The organism is Flavobacterium sp. SLB02, assembly GCF_009664855.1.
Lineage (GTDB): Bacteria > Bacteroidota > Bacteroidia > Flavobacteriales > Flavobacteriaceae > Flavobacterium.
Map to the genome: position 1 here is coordinate 1,753,258 of NZ_CP045928.1, position 17,657 is coordinate 1,770,914.

The following is a 17,657-nucleotide window of genomic DNA, read 5'->3' on the forward strand; positions in this document are numbered from 1 at the left end:
CGTTTTGTTGATTTTAAGGTTTTTATAATCAAACTTCGTATAACTCAATCCAAAACCAAACGGAAACTGGGGTGTTTTTTCCACATCCATATAATGCGACCAAAATACATTTTTATCACTATCAATTGGTCTTCCCGTGCTGTATTTGTTGTAATAAATAGGCACTTGCCCAACGTTTCTAGGGAAAGATATTGGCAATTTTCCACTTGGGTTGTAATCGCCGTATAAAACCTGAGCCACGGCATTTCCGGTTTGAGTTCCTAATTGCCAGGCTTCTACAATTGTTGGGATATTTTCTGCAGCCCACGGAATACTCAACGGACGACCATTATTTAAAACCAAAACAATATTTGGATTCACCTTGTAAATTTCTTCTAATAATTCTTGTTGTAATCCTGGTAAATTCAAGTCAGTTCTGCTTCTGGCTTCTCCGCTTTGAAAACCGTATTCACCTAAAACCATCACGACAACATCGGCATTTTTTGCGGCTTTTTTAGCAGCCTCAAAACCACTCTTGTCTGTTGTATTGAAAACTGTTTCTGTCAGGAAAGTAGCTTTCTGCGAAAGCAAATCTGCCCCTTTTTCAAAAGTCAATTCATTGTCCTTGTATTGCTGCATTCCCTCTAAAACAGAAACCGCAGTATTATCATCGGCAGCAATTCTCCAGCTTCCAAGCGGACTGTTTTTATCGTTTGCCAAAGCGCCAATCAAAGCAATTTTTTGCCCGGATTTCTTTAACGGAAGCAAATTCTTATCGTTCTTCAATAATACAATCGACTTTTTAGCCATATCCAGAACGCCGTCATTATTGGCTTTACTTCCCACAACTTCTTTTTCACGTTTTTCGTCGCAATATCTGTATGGATCGTCAAACAAACCCAGTTCAAATTTCACACGTAGAATTCTGCGAACAGCATCATCAACCAAAGCCTCTTTTACCTTTCCTTCTTTTACTAAACCAACTAATTTTGCGACATACAAATACGATTCCATATCCATATCAGAACCTGCAATGACTGCTTTTGCAGTTGCATCAGCTTCGTCTTTTGCATATCCGTGTGCAATCATTTCGCGAATCGAAGCGTAATCCGAAATCACAAAACCATCAAACTTCCATTTTCCTTTTAGGATATCTCTTTGCAGGAAAATGTTTCCAGTTGCAGGAACTCCGTTTAATGTATTAAATGAATTCATAAACGTACGAACTCCCGCCTGAATAGTCGCTTCAAAAGGCGGCAAAACCGAGTTGTATAATTTAGAATTACTGATGTCTACCATATTATATTCTAATCCTGCTTCGACAAAACCGTATGCTGCAAAGTGCTTGGCGCAAGCGGCAATTGTATTTACCTTAGCCAAATCTGCCATAGTTTCTCCCTGAAACCCCTTTATTCTTGCGTAACCTATTTTACTTCCTAAATAAGGATCTTCACCAGCACCTTCCATCACGCGTCCCCATCGTGCATCATTTGTAATATCGACATTAGGTGCAAAAGTCCAGTTAATACCAGAGGCCGAAGCTTCATCTGCCGCAATTGCCGCCGATTTTTTAATGGCTTCCAAATCCCAGCTTGCCGCTTCTGCTAGCGGAATTGGGCTTAACGTTTTATATCCATGAATTACATCAAAACCTATAATTAGCGGAATTCCCAAACGGGTTTCTTCAACCGCAATTTTCTGCACGGCGCGAACTTCTTTAACACCTCGAACAGTAAGCATTGATCCAACAAGGCCTTTTCGTAAATGTTCGTATTTTAATTCAGCGCTTCCGCCTTTTGGAGCCGGTCCGGTCACATCCCAAAAACCATTGTATTGATTCATTTGTCCTACCTTTTCTTCTAATGTCATTTCTTTCATCAAAAGCGAAATTCGGTCTTCAATGGGTTTTTTAGCATCCATATGTTTTTTTGTTTGAGCATATCCGTTTGCCAGAACAACTAGCATTAAAAAGGCATATTTTTTAATTTGTTTTTTCATCATGTGGTTTTAGGTTTTATAATAGAGGTTTTTGAAACATGTAGAGAGATATTATCTTTTTTTTGCGACTTATTTTTTGATATTATAATTTTTTATATCTAATAATGTATAATCAGTAAAATTTTAAGATTGTAAATTTAGTTTTACTGAAATAGTTAGACTACTATATTTGAAGCATTATATAATACAAATGATGTATTTGCCCATTTTTGCCATTATGTTGAGGTGTTTTATGTCAGGATTTAAGTAATGTTTGATACCTGAATTGAAAAGTGAGTAAAACAGAAAAGAAGAAATCTCTTGTATTGAATAGCTCTGTATGTTTTTTGAATCTGGAATTTAAAATCTAAAATTTATCCATAAAAAAAAGTCATAATTTTCATTAGGACTTTTTAGTGGGAAGTAATATCCCGAACCATGTTTTATAAAGTTTCACTATGAGTAGCTTCATAAAATAGAATAAAAACGCAATAAGAAAGCTCCTTGAAATTTAGACTAAGGTTAGGGTAAATGTGAAAATCACAAAAGTATTATTTAATACTATTTTGCCTTGACGATAAATTTTTTCAGGCAATTTAGATATAAACATAAAGCCTTAGGTAATTATATACCTAAGGCTTTATGTTTTGAATTTAGATATGAAAAGATCTAGTTGAAATATTCTGTAATGTATGCAGTTAGATTTTCATCACTCATTTTAATAGAGGTGCTTTCGCTTGATACTGCATTTTTATACTGTGGAGATTCAGCCAAAAAATTAATAAATTGTTCTTGACTTTGTCCCGTTCCTGTAATATGAATTTGATCAATGTTAGGCATTTTGCTTGCAATCTCCTTGAAAAATTTTTGCGTTAAGCTAATTTCCTGATTATTTGAATTTTTTTCATTTGAATTATTATCCGCTCCTGCATTTTTTACATGTCCCAGTACGATAAAATCTCCATTATCAACACTTTCTTTTCCTACGATTGTTGCGTTGTGTGAATCCATCCAAACTCCAAACGACTTCTTGTTTTTATCTGACATAATTTTTTTATTTTATTAAAGATAACCTTCTGAAAATCATTAATATGAAAATTGGGTAAAGATTGTGATTTTAAAGACCTTTACTTTTAAAATTATCTATAGATCCATTAATGTTCTGGATTAAATAAGAAATAATTTCCGCAATGGATTCGGCAGATTCTTTAAAGCCGCCAAGAACCCAATCTTTCATTAGTGCGATGGTGCCTTGTTCTGCAAATAAATATACTTTGTTAAGTAAATAGTGCTGCATAGTTGCATCGCTATTGTTCTGTAAAGTTGTGTCAGTGTTTCTAAAGGATGACAACACTTTTGAAAGCAGACTGCTGGAATCAGTTTCAGAAAAAATAATTACACTCATTTTTTTATCGCGTTCCAGAGTCCTGCAGGAAGCCAGAATAATACCGTCTACATTGTCAATATCTTTAGTAGAATCCATCAAGGCATTATAGATTTCATCCTCGATTTCCCGTATTATTTCATACGGCGTATTATAATGCTTATAGAAAGTATTTCTGTTAACGTCCGCAGCCTTGCACAATTCGGTTATTGAAATTTGATTGAGCGATTTGTTTTTAAGCAAGTCCAAGATTGATTCACGCAAAACCATTTTGGTATAGCGTACGCGCCTGTCATTAGCTGCTTTCATAGATAGTTTTTTTTTGAATGTTATACTTATCGAACAATTTGCGGTCAGTTTGCCTATTAACGGGCAATCCGGGGAAAATTGAAAATTTAATTTTTGATTCTGGCTCTGAATTTGCAACCTGTAACAAAAGTAACGCATTGTATATTTCTAAGCAAACTGTTCAAATTTTACTATTTAAAAAATTAGAAACTTAAATTATTTGGTTTCTATTTTTTAATAAAGCCTGATTTGAGTTTGCTGTTTCCTAACAATGGTTACAAATTCAACTTTAACCTTTTAGCTATTTTATTATGAAAACAAAAAAGAGATTATTTATTAGATTCTGCTTTACCGCCGTATTGGTTATAGCAGGTAGTTTTTATGCCCATTCGCAAGATCTTACAGGTATTTGGCTTACCAAGGATGGTATTAGCAAAATCCAGATTTACAAGGCAAAAGATCAATTGTATTACGGAAAATTAATATGGACAAAAGACCAGAGCGAGAAAGCAAAAAAATTTCATGGTGAACTAATCCTGACAGGGCTTAAGAAGGAAGGCGCTATAGAGTACCAGGGAGAAGCGCATGATCCGGAGCAAGATAAAACGTATAGCTGCACCATCAAAATCAAAGATGCAAACAAACTTGACCTGCGAGGTTACATTGGCATCTCAATTATTGGCAGAACAGAACGATGGATACGAGTTTCCAAATAAATTCCTGACCATTGTCAGATGTTTTAGGTCTGTCAATATCTACGGTAATTCGGTAAAGGCATCTCAATTAAATTTTTCTAATACTATTTAAGCAAACAAACTCATGTATAGAACCAAAAAGACCCTTGTTGGTCTATTAACTTGGGGTAGATCATATTTTTCAAAATCGAAATTTTTATATCCGGGAGCGCAACCGCTCAAAAAGCAGATAGAAAGCAACAGACCTGTTATCATAATTGGTTCGGGATATGGAGCTGCTGTTGCGGCCTTACGCCTTTGTGAGGCTGGGAAAAAAGTATTAATTCTGGAAATGGGGATCAATTGGAAAGAATCAGGGATTCCATACTCGGGTTTATTAAAACCAGCTCGAAGTGCCGCCTGGCTGAAAAAAAGAACTATTGCTCCGTTTATGAATATTTTTCCATTAAAACCTTTTACCGGAGCTTTAGACAAGTTGAATTTTAAACATATAGATGTTTGGGTTGGCAGAGGTGTTGGAGGCGGTTCGATAGTAAATGGCGGAATGGCAGTGATTCCTAAAGAGAATTATTTTAAAGAAGTTTTTCCGCACCTTGATGCCGAAAAATTTTACAGCTTTTATTTCCCCCTGGTCAGCAAAGAGTTAAAAGTAAATGTTATTGATGAGCAATTTATAAAAGATTGTCCTTACTATAAATTTACCCGTGTTGGAGAAACTGAAGCGCATAAAGCCGGTTTTAAGACCGTGCGTGTACCCAATGTATATGACTTTAAATACATGGAAAGGGAATATAAAAATGAAGTACCGCGATCTGCCTTAAATACCGAAGTAATTTACGGTAACAATCATGGTAAAAACAGCCTTGATAAAACCTATCTTCAAAAAGCATTGGCTACAGGCAACCTCGAAATTCTCGACCTTCATTGTGTTGATACAATAACAAGGAATGAAGACAAAAGCTACAGCCTGGATGTAAGACAAATTGATACCTCGGGAAAAACTCTTGCCAATAAAATTTTTAGCTGCCAGAAGTTATTGCTAGGTGCCGGTACTATGGGAACCTTAAAATTGCTGCTGAGCTCACAGGCTGCAAATAATTTTGCTCTTGATTGCACGGTAGGGAAAAATTGGGGAAACAATGGTAATATTATGACAGGCAGAAACTGGGTCAGGCCTCTATCGGGAGGAACGGGAGCGCTGCAATCAACCATTCCTGTGGGTGGGGTAGATAATTGGGATGATAGTGAACATTCATTTTTTACAGAAATTGCGCCTTTACCAATGGGGGTAGATGTAGCAACTGCATTATATCTACTTATCAATAGGGTGGATAAAAAGGGATCGGTAAGCTATGATAAAGCACAAAACCGCCTTGCACTGGACTGGAATGAAAGCCACACATTAAAGATGAAAGCGAATGCAAACTATTTTGTGCGTAAAATGAACCGTGCCAATGGCGGTACAAGAAGCCACTTGCTGTTTAAAAATGGTTTTGGAGCCAATATTTGCTATCACCCTCTGGGAGGTTGTGTATTAGGTGAATCTACCAATTTGTATGGTAAGCTTAAAGAGCACGACAATCTTTATGTAATTGACGGATCATTAATTCCGGGTACCATTGGTGTTAACCCTTTTATGACTATTACTGCTATCGCTGAGTATTGTATTGAAAATCTTATTGAACAGGGAGAGTTTGGGTAGCCTTTAAGTTTACAGCATTGAGCTTATTTGCTGTAATTTAGATTGCTTCGCATATATGTAATAATTACGTTGTCACGAATTTTACTATTGTAATTTAACACACATCCAGGTTGCCTTAATGATCTCTTTATCTCCTACGTAAGCAATTCCGGACTGCTTAATTATTTTTTCGCTTAGACGAATATTTTGTATTACAAATTTAATATTATCGGTAAACTTTGCAGTTGCAAAAAATTCAGCATTTTCAATACTAACAAGACCAAAAATTCCATCTGTTATTCCTAAAAGTTTAACTCCTGCACCTCCACATTGAGCCATTGATTCTATCAAAATTGTTCCAGGAATATAATCTGATTTAGGAACACTTCCTTTTAGCCAAACATCTCTTTGATCAAATGTCTTAATACCAATAATTGTTTCAGTTGAAAATGATGTTATTTTATCGACAAATAAAAAAGGATTTCTATGTGGAATTAAATTTTCAATTTCTTTTAACATGTTATTTTTTTTTTTTGCAATGTAATAATTTCATTTGTTTTTTTCGATGCTAAATTTCATGAGTTTATATCCAATTACTGTTTTATTTAAAGTTGGAACTATCAATAAATTTTCGTTTACAATATACTCAATGTCGGCAGTAATGATTTGTTCTTTACCTAAATCAATAATGAGTTTTTTATTTCCTTGCCAATCGATATGAAACAGCTGCCCTTGCCAAGCCCCGGAAACGATATATCCGTTTGCACCATCACTAACAATACCATCTAAATTATCAATACCATTAAAAAATTCACGAGATTTTTTAGTGAGTTTGTTTATAGCAAAAGCAGTTTGATTTTTCATATTGAGCACTAAGACATCATCTTTTGTACACAATAACCCGTTTGGCTTAGAGAGAAAATCAGATTCCAGCCATACTTTTATTTTTCCATTTGACATTTTGTAAATCTTATTATCAAAACAATCAGAAATGTAAATATCTCCGTTGGTATCGGATGTTATATCATTAAAAAATTTAGCAGAATCAACTTTATATATTTTTTCTATTTTAGCAGTGCTGGTATTGATCTGAACCACTCTGTTGATGTCTGCAACATATAATTTGTTTTTATATAACCCCATACCTTGTGGATTATCCAATCCATCAACCCATTTCAATAGCTCTATTTCTCCATTTGTTTTAATTTTTGAAATAAATCCATTTCCATCTTTGGCCAGGTATTCACCGTTTATATTTGAGATATAAATAATTTTCCTCGAAGGATCATAAAGTGCCGACTCTGGTTTGAGAAACAGGGAATCTGACTCCCACACTTTTGTAATTTTTTGGCTAAAGACAATCACAGGAATTAATCCAATAAATAACATGAAACTTATCTTTTTCATTGTTCAATATTTAAATGTTTGTCCTAATATTTTGTGTTACCTTTTATTGGAAATTAAGGTTGAATATTCAACTTTGGCATTTTACAATAGTCTGTCAATCCCAATTTATTTCCAAACGGGTCTGTGAACTCAACACAAAGGCCCGTCATAATCTCGAAGGGTTCACTTAAAAAAATAACTGCTTTTTGTTTTAGGTCTTGGTAAGCTTCCTGAACATTATCGACTGTGAACCAAATTGCAGGTTTTGCATTTTCAATGGTGCTCACAATAATTGCAGGTTCATTACTGCCAACTTTAAAAGCAGTCATACCTTTATCTGTAAAGTCAAACTTTATTCCAAGCCCAAGCTTGTTTTTATAGAACTCTTTGGCCGTGTCAAGATTCTCGACAGGCAGAAAGAAATTGTCGTAGTTGTTAATGATGCTCATAATTTTTCTGATTTTATTTGAAAAAGATTTATCCCGGTTTTATTTTTAGTAATTTACTCATTTACTTTGTGTTTTTAATTCAGGTTAGCATTATCATTTCTCTATCAGAATTGTTTTAGAAACGATATTACTTTTTATTTCATTTTTTTCATCTGGCTGTGCCCCTCCAATTGCAAGTTTAATTTTTCCTTCGTATTGTTTTAAGTTTCCTTCGGATGTAACATAAGACAGATCTTCAGGAGAAAGATTAAAGGTGATTGTTTTACTTTCGCCTGATTTTAAATTAAACCTTTCAAATCCTTTTAAAGTTTTAATTGATGTCTTTACAGCTGAATTCTGATTTAATAGATACAATTGGGCAACTTCTTCGCCTTCACTTTTGCCAGTATTGGTAATTCTTACAGAGACTGAAAGGCTTTCATTGTTTTTTATTTTTGAAGAAATATTCAATTGATCGTATTTAAAAGAAGTATAGCTCAAACCATATCCGAAGCCGTAAAGAGGACTTCCTTTGAAATAACGATACGTTTTATTATCCATGCTGTAATCAACAAAAGCCGATAGGTCTGAATCGCTTTTGTAAAATGTTACAGGCAATCTTCCCGCGGGATTATAATCTCCAAAAAGAATATTGGCTACCGCAGTTCCTGCTGCCTGACCTCCATACCATGCGTTAAGGATTGCAGGAATATTTTCTGCTTCCCACGGAATAGCAATTGCGCTTCCGGTCATCATAACAAAAACAACTGGTTTTCCGGAGGTTTTTAGCCCTTGCATCAATCGGGTTTGTACTTCCGGGAGCAGGATAGAGGTGCGGTCGCCTCCTGAGAATCCGGGAAAGTTAACAGGCATTTCTTCTCCTTCAAGCTGCGGAGATATTCCCCCAACGTAAATAAAGGCGTCTGCATCTTTATTTCGATCTGCCAATTTTGTAAAATCAGTTTTTTCAAAATTTCCGGTATTTAACGCTACGTTTGCTTTTCCTTCTCCCTGCCAGTATTCTAAAACTAAATGATAAACTACATCCCTTTTGGTCATTAATTTAAATGTTTTTTCTCCCCATCTGTTTTTATCCCATGCGTTTATTACTTCTTTTCCATCAATTAAAAAGCGATACCCGTCATCAGCATTGAGTTCAAAAGTAACAGAGCCATCCTCGTTAGCCTTAAAATCAGTGGTATAACGGGCAGAAAAATGGTTTGCTTTAATATTATTAACAACAGTTTCACCTTCCTGCCATAAGTTATTAATTTCTGATTCTGTTCTCACTGCGGCTGGCTTTCCAGACAAATCCACATTGTCATAATATTGTGCTTTAAAACCCTGCTTGCCTTCGTATGAATATTGATTTTTAAGATCCTTGTATACTAATAAAGTGTCATTAGTAAAATTAACCGCTTTTTCATAAACCACTTCTGTATTTTTACCCAGCTTTTCTTTAATCCCTTGCAAAACAGTTGTCAATTTACTTGGAGTTCCGTTGTAGTTTCCTAAAATAGAAATTGAATTATCTGCATTAGGGCCCAAAACCACAATCTTTTTTAAATTTTTACTCAGTGGCAGTGTATTTTTTTCATTTTTAAGTAAAACCATTGATTGACTGGCCATTTTTAAGGCATGATTGCTATGCTCTTTGCTTTCCAGAACAGAATCAGGAGTTTGGGCATATTTTACCATTGAAGCAGGATCAAACATTCCAAGTCTGAAACGTATCATAAAAAGACGTTTTACAGAAATATCAATTTGGTTCTCGCTGATTTTTCCCTTTTTTACAGCCTGCACCAGCGCTTTATAAGCATCTGTGCCGCAGTCAATATCGGTACCATGAAAAACAGCATCTGCTGAAGCTGATTCTGCATCGGGATGCGTTTTATGATTCTTAAAAAAGTCGTCAATTGCCCAGCAGTCTGAGGTTACATAGCCCTCAAACTTCCATTGGTTACGAAGAATATCTGTCATAAGGATGTCACTGGCACAACAAGGCTGCGTTCTAAAAGCATTATAAGCACACATAACCCCAGCTACTTTAGAATCGGTTACTAATTTTTTAAAGGCAGGAAGATAGGTATCCCAGAGTTCATAAGGAGTCACATCAATATCAAAAGTGTGGCGCAAAGATTCAGGTCCGCTATGTACGGCATAGTGTTTTGCACAAGCGGCAGCTTTTAAGTATTTAGGATCATCTCCCTGAAGCCCCTTAACAAATGAATCACCTAAAACACTTGTCAAATAAGGATCCTCACCGTAGGTTTCCTGTCCGCGTCCCCAGCGTGGGTCACGAAAAATATTAATGTTGGGTGTCCAGTAGGTTAATCCAAGGTAGCGCTCGTTGGTTCGATTTAGCTTAACGGCCTTGTTGTAGATTGCTCTTCCCTCCAGGGCTGAATAATCAGCCATTTTATAAAGAGAATTTTTATCGAATGTTGCAGCCATCGCAATTGCCTGAGGATAAACCGTGGTTTTAAAAGGAGTTCGTGCTACACCATGTAATGTTTCATTCCACCAGTCATAAGCCGGTATTCCCAGTCTTGAAATTGCAGGAGAAGAATTCAGCATCTGGGATACCTTTTCCTCTAGTGTCAAATGTTTTACAAGATCATTTACCCGTTCTTCAAAAGTTAATTCAGGATTCTGAAATGAAAATTTTTCTGTTTTTTCTTGTCCATAACAATAAGAAGTTATGATCAGGGCGATTATGTAAGTAAATTTTTTTGGTCCCATTAGCTTTGTCTTTTATTGATTATTAAAGTGCTGAATTTGATTTTTTTCTATAATTTAAAAACAACCGATTGTGTAAAGAAATACTATTTTTTTGAAAGTAAAAAATAAAGTTTCAAAAATAATTAAAGAAGATCTCGTGCATCAAAAGATTTTATTGTAAGTGATTCAACAGGCTTAATTTTTAAAGAATCTTCTATTGTGTCGCTAAAATAATTACATTTACTCCTTATAGTATTTTAATTTATGGAAGAGCACAAGCATGTAACGATTTATGATATTGCCAAGAAATTGAATCTTGCTACATCAACAATTTCAAGAGCTTTAAAAGATCACCATAGTCTAAGTGATAAGACAATAAAAAAAGTAAAGCAGACTGCCAGGGAAATGGGGTTTGTTCCTAATACTTTAGCGGCTGGTTTGCGTGGTAATAAGTCTAGAACTATCGGTATTTTAATTCCAACAGTTACCCAGCCTTTTTTATCCTCTCTAATCAGTGGTATTGAGATTGCGGCCCGTAAATCAGAATATTCAGTGATTATTATGCAGTCGCATGACTCTTATGAGGTAGAAGTAGATTTGGCTAAATCATTATATAGTAACCGCGTAAGCGGGGTTATTTGCTCTCTGGCAATGGAGACAAAAGATACTTCTCATTTCAAGCAGTTTTCAAATAATAATATTCCCCTTGTATTTGTTGACAGGGTTCCCAGAGATTATGACACTTTTAGAGTTGTAATTAATAATCACCTGGCGGGTTACAAGGCGACTAAACATTTAATAGAACAAGGATGCAAGAGGATAGCCCACTTAACTGCCGGGTCAGAATTTGGTACCCTTTATAATGAAAGGAAAAGAGGTTATATTGATGCTTTGTTAGAGCATGATTTGCCTGTTGATGAGAACTTAATCATAAGTCTAAAACAAATGACTTATGAAGAAGGTGTAAAGGCCTGTAATTATTTATTTGATCTCAAAGAAGCGCCAGACGGCCTATTTGCTCCTGGAGATATCCTGGCGGTAAGTGCTGTTCAGACTGCCAAAAAAAGAGGTATTAAAGTACCTGAAGAGTTTGCAGTTATAGGATTTAATAACGATCCAATCTCAGAAATAATTGAACCTAACATTTCGACCATAACCCATCCTGCCGAGAAAATGGGGAAAGCTGCTGCCGAGTTAATTATTAAAAATCTAAAATCGGCTAAAGAAGAGGATGCAAAAGAAATTACTTTTTTGAATACGCAAGTACTAATTCGTGAGTCCTCAAGGAAGATTTAAGCAATATTTTTAAATTTAAATAAGACCTGTTAATATAATTTTATGTTAGCAGGTTTTTTTTATATAAAATAGTCTAATGATCTAAATATTTAAAGCTGATTAAATAGACCCAAGCAGGAAGTAAAATACTTTTTTATTTTTTTATTGCTTATTTTTTGTATTTTAGCACAACCGATTGCGATATTTGTAATATTTTTAATAACATATTTTTTTAGCATTTTTTCTGCTGATAGGTTTGTTTTAAATGGCAATAAGTAATTTATGTTTAAAATTAAAGGCAAAAAAAGATAAAATTAAATGAGCTGTATAAAAAAGACTTTTTTTAGATTATTAGCATTATTTATTATAGTTACCTGGAGCGCGTCAGCACAAAAGGATTATAAATTATGGCTTCAATATGATAAGATACAAAATGCTGTAATGGCTTCAGAATACAAAAACAATCTTCAGGGAATTGTTTCTTTGGGAGGTTCTCAAACGGCTAGAATTTCCTTAGCCGAATTAGAAACGGGAATATCGAATATGTTGGGAAATAAACCTGAAATTGGGTCAGTAATCAAAGGAGAGAATAATTTAATTGTAGGTTCTCAAACTGCTTTAAATTTAGACTTGCAAAAAGTACTTGAATCAGATTTCCAGAACATAAACAACGAAGGTTTTATCATTAAATCCATGTCATTAAAAAATAAAAAACAAATTGTCATTACCGGAAAAAATGATGTTGGGGTTTTATATGGTGTCTATAGTTTTTTAAAATTAATGCAAACTCAGAGATCAATCAAAAATTTAAACATTGTTGATTCTCCCAAAATAAACCTCAGGGTATTAAATCATTGGGATAATCTAGATCGAACTGTCGAGCGCGGTTATGCTGGTTTCTCTTTATGGAACTGGCAAAAATTGCCTGATTTTATCGATCAGCGTTATATTGATTATGCCAGAGCAAATGCTTCAATAGGAATTAACGGAACAGTTTTGACCAATGTAAATGCGAATGCTTTGATCCTGACTCCAGAATATTTAGAAAAAGTGGAAGCCTTGGCCAATGTGTTTCGTCCTTATGGAATCAAGGTGTATTTAACAGCCCGTTTTTCGGCGCCAATTGAAATTGGAGGTTTAAAAACAGCAGATCCAAAAGATGCTGCAGTGGCAAATTGGTGGAAAGATAAAGCAAAAGAGATCTATAAAAGAATTCCGGATTTTGGAGGATTTTTGGTCAAAGCAAATTCTGAGGGACAACCCGGACCTCAAAATTACGCAAGAGATCATGTTGACGGTGCCAATATGCTGGCCGATGCTGTAGCGCCTTTTGGCGGCGTAATTATGTGGAGAGCATTTGTATATTCTGAACACGATGCCAATGATCGGGCAAAACAGGCTTACGCTGAATTTCAGCCCTATGACGGGAAATTTAAAAACAATGTAATTGTTCAGGTAAAAAATGGGGCGATAGATTTTCAGCCCAGAGAACCTTTTCATCCTTTGTTTGGCGCCATGCCCAAAACGCCTTTGATGATGGAATTTCAGATTACTCAGGAATATTTGGGTTTTAGTACACATCTGGTTTACCTGCCAAAATTATTTCAGGAAGTTTTAGCATCAGATACCTACCAAAAGGGTAAAGGGGCGACGGTTGCCAAAGTTATTGATGGTTCTTTGAGCCCACAAAAGCTGACTGGAATTGCAGGAGTTTCAAATATAGGAAACGATTTAAACTGGACGGGTCATCCTTTTGCGCAGGCAAACTGGTACGGCTTTGGGAGATTGGCCTGGGATCCCTATCTAGATTCAGAAATAATTGCTGATGAATGGCTGAGAGGTACTTTTTCGAACAATGAAAATTTCATCAAACCAATTAAAGAAATGATGATCACATCAAGAGAAGCGGTTGTAAATTATATGACACCACTTGGTTTGCATCATATTATGGATACAGGGCATCATTATGGTCCGGGACCCTGGGTTTCTAATTTATCCAGACCGGAATGGAATCCAACGTATTATCATAAAGCAGATAAAAACGGAATAGGTTTCGACCGATCAAAAACAGGGACTAATGCCACGGCTCAATATGCACCGGAACAGGAAAAGATTTTTGATAATCTCCAGACTTGTCCTGAAGTAGATTTATTATGGTTTCATCATGTATCGTGGGATTATAAACTGAAAAATGGTCAAACACTTTGGAATGGTCTGGCTTTAAAATATCAGCAAGGTGTAAATCAGGTCCAGGAAATGCAAAATATCTGGAATAAAACCGAAAAATATGTTGACAGCGAACGTTTTAAGGAAGTGCAAATGTTACTGGAAATTCAGTATAAGGAAGCAAAATGGTGGCGTGATGCGTGTTTGCTTTATTTTCAGCAATATTCGGGTCAGGAATTACCGGCAGGAGTAGAGAAATCAACACATACATTAGAATATTTCAAATCATTAAAATTTCCGTTCGCACCAGGAAATTAATTATATAATAATAAAATAAAATGAGTACAAAAACAGCCATTGTAACGGGAGGAAATTCAGGTTTAGGTTTTGCAACTGCAAAGAAATTATGTGATAATGGAATCAAAACCTATATCATTGGAAGATCAAAAGAAAAAACACAAGAAGCTTGCGCGGAAATTGGCGAGAATGCTATTGCGGTTTTATACGATTTAAATGATATCGCCGGAATTCCGGCAATGATTGACAACATAACTAAAAATAATCCGATTGATATTTTGGTAAACAATGCCGGAATCAATCTGAAAAAAGAATTTCTGGATGTAACGGATGAAGATTTTCTATCGATAATCCATACCAATCTTTTGAGTGTTTTTGCAGTGAGTAAAGCTGTGGTGAGAAACATGAAAGAAAACCAAGGGGGAAATATCATAAACATAAGTTCAATGGCTTCACAATACGGAATTCCAAAAGTAATTGCGTATTCGGCCAGCAAAGGTGCAATTGAGTCTATGACAAGAGCAATGGCGGTAGAATTGGCTCCGTTTGGAATTCGTGTAAATTGTGTGGCTCCGGGTTTTATAAAAACAAAAATGTCAGCAAAAGCTTTAGACAGTGATCCTGAGCGAAAAAATAAAGTATTGGGCAGAACGCCAATGGGGATTTTAGGCGAACCATCTGATATTGCTGATGCGGTTTTTTACTTTGCATCAAGTGAATCTAAATTTACAACAGGAACTGTTTTGCCTGTTGATGGGGGCAATAGTATTGGATTTTAAATTACAATTATTATGATCAAAATGCAACAAACGATGCGTTGGTTTGGACCCAGCGACAATGTAAGTCTGATTGATATTAAACAAGCAGGAGCAACTGCAATCGTAACTGCTTTGCACCAAATTCCCGTTGGAGAGGTTTGGGAGGTAGCTGACATTCTGGAAAGACAACAGATAATTAGAGATGCAGGTTTAGAATGGACGGTGGTGGAGAGTTTGCCGGTTCATGAAGAAATAAAAAGAGCAAGTGGAAATTACGTTCAGTTTATTGAAAATTATAAAACGAGTATCAAAAACCTCTCGGATTGCGGTATTAAAATCATCACCTATAATTTTATGCCTATTTTAGACTGGGTTCGCACAGATCATAATTTTATCAATGAAGATGGAAGCAAAGCCTTGTTATACAATCAGGATGCTTTTACTTATTTTGATGTTTTTCTTTTAAAAAGACCAAATGCCCAAAGCAACTACACTGAGAGGGAGAAAGAAAATGCACTGAAATTTGGTGATCAGCTTTCAGAAGCTGAGAAGGCCTTACTTTTTAAGAATGTATTGCTGGGATTGCCGGGAAGTAAAATCAATTTTACAGCAGAGCAAATCCTTTCATTGCTGGATCATTATGCTGATATTGATAATAATAAACTAAGAGAAAACCTCATTCACTTTTTATCAGAAATAGCTCCGACTGCTTCAGAATATGGTGTCAAATTAGCCATTCATCCCGATGATCCGCCATTTTCGGTGTTAGGTTTACCCAGAATAGTTTCTACCCAAGATGACCTTAAAGCAATTTTTGAAGCAATTCCATTCAATTTAAATGGCTTGTGTTATTGTTCCGGTTCTTTAGGAGCGAATCCTGAGAATAATCTCGAGAAAATTATAGACGATTATGGAGATCGTATTCACTTTTTACATCTTAGAAATACCTTGCGCGAGAGCGAAACCATTTTTAGAGAATCAGAGCATTTAAAAGGTGATACTAAAATGGAAGTCATTGTAGAGAAACTTCTTTTGTTAATGAACAAGACAAAAGTGAGTTTGCCTATGCGTCCGGATCATGGTTTCCTGCATTCGGTTGATCAAACAAAAGAAACTTATCCGGGATATTCTCTGTCGGGAAGATTAAAAGGTCTTGCTGAGTTAAGAGGTTTAGAAATGGGAATTGCTTATAAATTAAGCCAATTGCCAGCCAAATAAATAAAATTGAACTATTAACCTAAAACCATACAAATGAAATTTATTAATTATTATTATTTACTACTGGTATCTCTAATACTATTAAGCAGTTGTAATGCGAAAAAGCAAGAAGTAGAAACAATCTCTTTAAAGGATAGCTATAAAGATGATTTTTACATCGGGACAGCTTTGAGTGCAGATCAAATCGAGGAAAAAGATGCCAAAGTAGATTCATTGGTCAAAAAAGAGTTTAATGCTATAACAGCAGAAAATAGTATGAAGTCGATGTTTGTACATCCTTTTCCCAATAAATACGACTTTGCCTTAACAGATAAATTTGTGGCCTATGGTGAAAAAAACAAAATGTTTATTCATGGTCACACTCTGATCTGGCATAGTCAGTTGGCTCCCTGGATGGAAAAAATTAAAGACAGCACAGAGATGAAAGCTTTCATGAAAGATCATATTACAACAATTGTTTCTAAATATAAAGGAAGAATCAATTCATGGGATGTTGTCAACGAAGCTTTAAACGAAGATGGTACTTTGAGAAAGTCTGTTTTTTTGAGTACACTTGGAGAGAGATATCTTGTTGACGCTTTTAAACTAGCTGCTGCTGCCGATCCCAAAGTAGATTTATATTATAATGATTATAATATAGAAGAACCGGCCAAAAGAGAGGGAGCAATTAAGTTGATAAAAAAAATAAAAGCAGCGGGTGGAAAAATTGACGGCGTTGGTATTCAGGGACATTGGAGGCTGGCGAGTCCTTCTTTAGATGAAATCGAAAAAAGTATTCTGGCCTATTCTGCCCTTGGTATTAAAGTAGCGATTACTGAACTTGATATTACAGTGCTTCCCAATCCGTGGGATTTAAAAGGAGCAGATGTCAATCAGAATTTTGAAGGAAGTGCAAAAATGAATCCTTATCCGGAAAAACTTCCAGATTCTATTCAGGTAAAACTTGCAGATCGTTATGCTTCAATCTTCAAGATATTCTTAAAGCATAAAGATAAAATCAGCCGTGTGACATTTTGGGGAGTTCATGACGGACAGTCCTGGTTGAATGACTGGCCTATAAAAGGACGTACAAATTATCCATTATTGTTTGATACAAAGCTGCAACCTAAAAAAGCGTACAATAGTGTTCTGGAATTAAAAGAAACAAAAAAATAATTTTAGAGGTCAAAAAGACTTGTTTTTTATGAATTATTTTACAATCGGTTGTTTTTGATATTATTGTAATAATTAAACATATTAAATTTGCATAATATGTTTTTTTATCTAATTTTACACAACCGATTGTTTGAAGTAAAATAACTTGTTTTTAAATATTAGATTCAAATAAAACGAACCAGAAAAATGATAAAATAAATTCTTATTATTATAAAATCAAAAGCTGTTTTTGATTTTTGAATTAACCAA

14 protein-coding genes are annotated in these 17,657 nt (G+C 35.2%); 7 read left to right on the top strand and 7 right to left on the bottom strand.

The annotated features are described in order from the left end of the window. The 3 genes from GIY83_RS06990 to GIY83_RS07000 form a co-directional block, all read right to left on the bottom strand. Nucleotides 1-1,977: glycoside hydrolase family 3 N-terminal domain-containing protein (locus GIY83_RS06990; RefSeq protein ID WP_208687123.1), on the bottom strand; the 1,977-nt coding region annotated here is incomplete at its 3' end. Between the two features lie 648 nt (nt 1,978-2,625). Beyond that, entirely contained in the window at nt 2,626-3,003 is a 378-nt protein-coding gene (locus tag GIY83_RS06995) for a hypothetical protein (RefSeq protein ID WP_194619128.1), read from the bottom strand. A 70-nt stretch (nt 3,004-3,073) separates the two neighbouring features. Beyond that, nucleotides 3,074-3,649 (bottom strand): TetR/AcrR family transcriptional regulator, encoded by a 576-nt coding sequence (locus GIY83_RS07000; protein ID WP_208685968.1) that lies wholly within the window; start codon nt 3,647-3,649, stop codon nt 3,074-3,076. Nucleotides 3,650-3,939: 290 nt separating this feature from the next. On the opposite strand from GIY83_RS07000, the gene GIY83_RS07005 reads away from it, so the two are divergent. Beyond that, complete coding sequence (locus tag GIY83_RS07005; RefSeq protein WP_194619133.1) at nt 3,940-4,344, top strand: DUF2147 domain-containing protein; 405 nt, start codon at nt 3,940-3,942, stop codon at nt 4,342-4,344. Nucleotides 4,345-4,447: 103 nt separating this feature from the next. Beyond that, a complete protein-coding gene (locus GIY83_RS07010) occupies nt 4,448-6,025 on the top strand; it encodes a GMC oxidoreductase (RefSeq protein WP_208685970.1) in 1,578 nt (525 codons plus the stop codon). A gap of 84 nt (nt 6,026-6,109) precedes the next feature. Here GIY83_RS07010 and GIY83_RS07015 read toward each other — a convergent pair whose 3' ends face one another. The 4 genes from GIY83_RS07015 to GIY83_RS07030 form a co-directional block, all read right to left on the bottom strand. After that, complete coding sequence (locus tag GIY83_RS07015; RefSeq protein ID WP_194619137.1) at nt 6,110-6,523, bottom strand: beta-hydroxyacyl-ACP dehydratase; 414 nt, start codon at nt 6,521-6,523, stop codon at nt 6,110-6,112. 30 nt (nt 6,524-6,553) lie between these two features. Further along, nucleotides 6,554-7,411: an ATP-binding protein gene (locus tag GIY83_RS07020; protein ID WP_208685972.1), complete on the bottom strand. Its 858-nt coding sequence runs from the start codon at nt 7,409-7,411 to the stop codon at nt 6,554-6,556. Nucleotides 7,412-7,464: 53 nt separating this feature from the next. After that, the gene (locus GIY83_RS07025) at nt 7,465-7,839 is read right to left on the bottom strand and encodes a VOC family protein (protein ID WP_229029240.1); all 375 of its coding nucleotides are present in this window, start codon (nt 7,837-7,839) and stop codon (nt 7,465-7,467) included. A gap of 93 nt (nt 7,840-7,932) precedes the next feature. Continuing rightward, entirely contained in the window at nt 7,933-10,560 is a 2,628-nt protein-coding gene (locus GIY83_RS07030) for a glycoside hydrolase family 3 C-terminal domain-containing protein (protein WP_208685974.1), read from the bottom strand. A 243-nt stretch (nt 10,561-10,803) separates the two neighbouring features. Here GIY83_RS07030 and GIY83_RS07035 point away from each other — a divergent pair, with 243 nt between their 5' ends. The 5 genes from GIY83_RS07035 to GIY83_RS07055 all read left to right on the top strand — a co-directional run bounded on the left by GIY83_RS07035 (nt 10,804) and on the right by GIY83_RS07055 (nt 17,408). Next, nucleotides 10,804-11,835 carry a LacI family DNA-binding transcriptional regulator gene (locus GIY83_RS07035; protein ID WP_194619144.1) on the top strand — a complete coding sequence of 344 codons (1,032 nt, stop codon included), beginning with the start codon at nt 10,804-10,806 and terminating at the stop codon, nt 11,833-11,835. 297 nt (nt 11,836-12,132) lie between these two features. Continuing rightward, the gene (locus GIY83_RS07040) at nt 12,133-14,298 is read left to right on the top strand and encodes an alpha-glucuronidase family glycosyl hydrolase (protein WP_208685976.1); all 2,166 of its coding nucleotides are present in this window, start codon (nt 12,133-12,135) and stop codon (nt 14,296-14,298) included. A 20-nt stretch (nt 14,299-14,318) separates the two neighbouring features. Beyond that, complete coding sequence (locus tag GIY83_RS07045) at nt 14,319-15,056, top strand: SDR family NAD(P)-dependent oxidoreductase (protein ID WP_208685977.1); 738 nt, start codon at nt 14,319-14,321, stop codon at nt 15,054-15,056. A gap of 21 nt (nt 15,057-15,077) precedes the next feature. Further along, on the top strand, nt 15,078-16,253 hold the full coding sequence (gene uxuA / locus GIY83_RS07050; RefSeq protein WP_229029316.1) for a mannonate dehydratase: 1,176 nt from the start codon (nt 15,078-15,080) through the stop codon (nt 16,251-16,253). Nucleotides 16,254-16,286: 33 nt separating this feature from the next. Continuing rightward, nucleotides 16,287-17,408: an endo-1,4-beta-xylanase gene (locus GIY83_RS07055; RefSeq protein WP_208685981.1), complete on the top strand. Its 1,122-nt coding sequence runs from the start codon at nt 16,287-16,289 to the stop codon at nt 17,406-17,408. Nucleotides 17,409-17,657: the final 249 nt, after the last annotated feature.